Genomic DNA, 3651 nt, shown 5'->3' on the forward strand with positions numbered 1-3651 from the left:
GCCTTTCCTGCCTTGTCACCGATGACACCCCAGTTTCCGCAGGCAAGATCGGCCTGACGGGGGATCTTCATCTTGCACCGGCGGCAGTTGCTTCTCCGGCCATATCCCTCTTCTTCAAGCTCGTCGATGGAGATACCCTTGTGGCCACCCTCATACTCGATGATGAACTGGCCCTTGTCGATCTCTTCCTTATGGACCGAGTTTGGATCAACCTCATACTTTTCAGCAATCATCTTCCGGGCAAGAACCGGTGGAACAGTTCCACCACAGTTGACACCGATCATGATGATGTTGTCAAGGTTTACCTGATTGCGTTTTGCCAGTTCATAAAACGCCATTGCATCACAGCCTTTCACTGTGACACCTAGTTTCATGTTAAAAGCACCATCAAGGTATTTCTTCACAAGTTTTGAGACAAGAAGTGTTCCGCAGTGAAGTGATCCTGCTGATCCGCCGATCTCTTCGGGATTGGTGATGATTGTTGGCACAGCATCATAGAGATCAGCCCCTTTCTTAATAGCAAGAACCGCATCAACGATCTTGTTCTCAAGGGCATACTTTAAGAGTGCAGTGACTGCGCCACCGCATTCGGCTTTCTCAAGAAGGCCGGAATCCGGGGTCCATGCATACAGCATATCGCCTTTTGCTACCATCGTAATCAGGCCTCCTCAATCTTTTCAATAGCCACAGCACAGTGTTTCAGCTCCGGCATCTTCGAGAGCGGATCAAGAGCGGTATTGGTCAGTTTGTTTGCAGGAGCATTGCCATAGTGCATTGACATGTACAGAACGCCGGGTGCAACATCGGTGCCGACATGGGCAATGGTATCGGTCTCACCACGACGGCTCCGGATGTGGATCTTCTCACCATCTTTGATGTTCAGCCGTTTGGCATCCTCCACATTCATCTGGATATAGCCTTCCGGTGCATCATAATGCAGTGCGGCGCACCGGTCAGTCTGTGTCCGGGTGTGATAGTGGAAGATAATCCGGCCGGTCATCAGGGTGAACGGATACTCGGCATCTGCAACTTCGGCTGGTTCGCGGTATTCGATACCGAAGAAGGCGCCAAGCCCGTCTGCTGAAGAGAACTTTTCACGGTGCAGGATCGGGGTGCCCGGGTGATCGTCTGCCGGACACGGCCAGTGAACCGATTCGGGTTTCTCCATACGGGCATAGCTGATACCAGCCATAGACGGGGTAACCCTACGCACATCATTCCAGATATCCTCGGCAGATTTGAAGTCAAAGCCATGGATGCCAAGCTTCTCTGCAAGCATCACAAAGATCTCCCAGTCAGCTTTTGCATTGCCGGGGGGATCAACTGCTTTTCTCACACGGTTGATACGGCGTTCACCGCTCGTAAAGGTACCATCCTTCTCGGCAAAGCTGGCACCGGGAAGAACAACATCCGCAAACTCGCAGGTCTCGGTCCAGAAGATATCCTGCACAACCAGGAAGTCAAGCTTTTCAAGCGAACGCATCACATGGTTTGAATCTGGATATGAGACGACCGGGTTCAGAGCGAACATGTACATCGCCTTGATCGGGTCCCCGCACTGGGTGATCTGCTCGGTGAGCGTGACACCATATTCAGATGCAAGTCCGGTGACACCCCAGAGCTCCTCCATCTTCTTCCGGGTAGCTTCATCCTCGCATTTCTGGTATCCTGAGAAGACATTCGGATATGCCCCCATGTCACAGGCGCCCTGCACATTGTTCTGGCCACGGAGCGGGTTTACACCGACGCCGGGACGGCCGATATTGCCGCAGAGCATCGAAAGGTTCCCAAGAGAACGGACGTTGTCTGTTCCTGTGGTTAATTCAGTGATACCAAGGCAGTAGATGATGACTGCATTCTTTGCGGCAGCATACTTCAGAGCAAGCTCCCTGACCCTCTCAGTCGGTACACCGGTGACAGACTCGACATCCGCATACTGCTCAACGGTCTTCTTCAGGTCTTCAAATCCTTTTGTCCGCTTCTCGATGAACTCCTTGTCGTGCTTTCCTTCTTTGATGATCCAGTACATCATCGAGTTGATCAGCGCAATATGGGTCGAGGGATTATATTGAAGCCATTCATCTGCCAGACGGGCGGTAGGGGTAAACCGGGGGTCAGCAACGATGATCGGAATGCCCTTTAATTTTGCCTGGGCAATACGCCTCCCGGCAAGGGGGTGGGCTTCAACTGCATTCGATCCAACCATTAAGATCAGATCGGAGTTCAGAACGTCCTCAAACGGGTTGGTGGCAGCACCTGAACCAAAGGAAAGAGATAATCCGGCAACAGACGGACCATGGCAGATACGGGCACAGTTGTCGATGTTGTTCGTCTTGAACGCAACACGAGCCAGTTTCTGAAGTGCATAACACTCCTCGTTCGGTGTCCGGCACGAGACATGGAAACCAAGAGCCTTGGGCCCTCCCTTCTCATAAGCCTCAGTGAACTTCGAGGCAACGAGATCAAGTGCCTCGTCCCAGCTTGCTTCGACAAACTTCCCGTCCTTCTTGATCAACGGGCTTGTCAGCCTGTCAGGGCTGTGCACAAACTCCCAGCAGGTCATACCTTTTGGACAGAGTTTGCCTTCGTTGACAGGTGAGCGCTTAAAAGGCTCGACACCGACAACTTTCCCATTATTCACAACGAGGTTCAGTCCGCAGCCAACACCGCAATAGGGGCAGGTGGTTGGGACATACCTCATCATTTCTGTATTATCACTCATGCCTATTCTCCGTTCTATTGATCTTCAGGCACCGATGGGACACCCTTTGAGATCAAGTATAACTCTATTCTTTGAATATATAAACATAAAGTACCAGAATATTCATATAAGTTCAATTGATTTGATTAACATTTTCAACTTCGATTGACTTCTCACCCGCTTCGCTTTTTAAACCATACAATGCCGCGCAAAACCAAAATATAAAACAATAACCATAATTATATATAGGATCGGTATGAGAGCGCTTTCAATCCATTCATAGCACCCAAAAAGCCTTAATGTGAGAATAATACAAGAGATAAGAGATTCAAATTGGATTTTGCAGACCTGAAGAAGAAATCCGGATACAACCAGAAAACTCTGTTATCTGGCCGGATATGAGCATTAATTTAATTTTATAAAAAATATGCGGGAAAAATCCCGGGAACCATTTTCTTTTTTTCGCACAGGCACCTAATTTTTATATGGTGCTTCACCGAATTTTGGAATATATGTAGCATCCGCCTCTACCCTGATCGCATGGGAGAAGAGGGCAAGTGGGATTTCCATCGGGCATAGTTCCTCACACTGGCCGCAGTTCACACAGGAATCAGAGATATGGGCAAACCTGCGCATATGGAACATCGGCTTCGGGGGAAGCTGGCCAACAGGAACCATAGTCGTCCCAGAAGTAAGTTCAATTGAAATCGGTTGGCAGACCGGACAGTTGTCAATGCAGGAATAGCATTTGATACACCGGGATGTTTCATCTCTGATGGTATCCCACAGATTCTCTGATAAGGCATGGAAATCATGCTTTCTCCACTTTTCACCAAGTTTCAGCATTGCTCCTTCGACTTTGGCACGGATTGCAAGGCCTTTTGGATCTGCTGCCGAGGTTTCCAGAGCACCTGCCTTTACAGCACCATCAACGAGTTTTGCACCCTTAT

The 3651-nt window shown here is 49.5% G+C and carries 3 protein-coding genes; all 3 read right to left on the reverse strand.

The genetic code is table 11. The annotated features are described in order from the left end of the window. The coding region (locus tag QCH34_RS08805) for a Coenzyme F420 hydrogenase/dehydrogenase, beta subunit C-terminal domain (RefSeq protein ID WP_300332985.1) at positions 1-653 on the reverse strand (653 nt) is incomplete at its 3' end. A gap of 5 nt (positions 654-658) precedes the next feature. Next, entirely contained in the window at positions 659-2722 is a 2064-nt protein-coding gene (gene fdhF, locus QCH34_RS08810) for a formate dehydrogenase subunit alpha (RefSeq protein ID WP_300332987.1), read from the reverse strand. Between the two features lie 453 nt (positions 2723-3175). Continuing rightward, positions 3176-3651 (reverse strand): 4Fe-4S binding protein (locus QCH34_RS08815; RefSeq protein WP_300332989.1); only part of this gene is annotated, 476 nt, incomplete at its 5' end.

Origin of the sequence: Methanocalculus sp. (assembly GCF_029762515.1) — an archaeon.
Classification (GTDB): Archaea; Halobacteriota; Methanomicrobia; order Methanomicrobiales; family Methanocorpusculaceae; genus Methanocalculus.

Coding starts and splice junctions, on each gene's coding strand:
- fdhF (WP_300332987.1), bottom strand. CDS start 2,722: ATGAGTGATAATACAGAAATGATGAGGTATGTCCCAACCACCTGCCCC.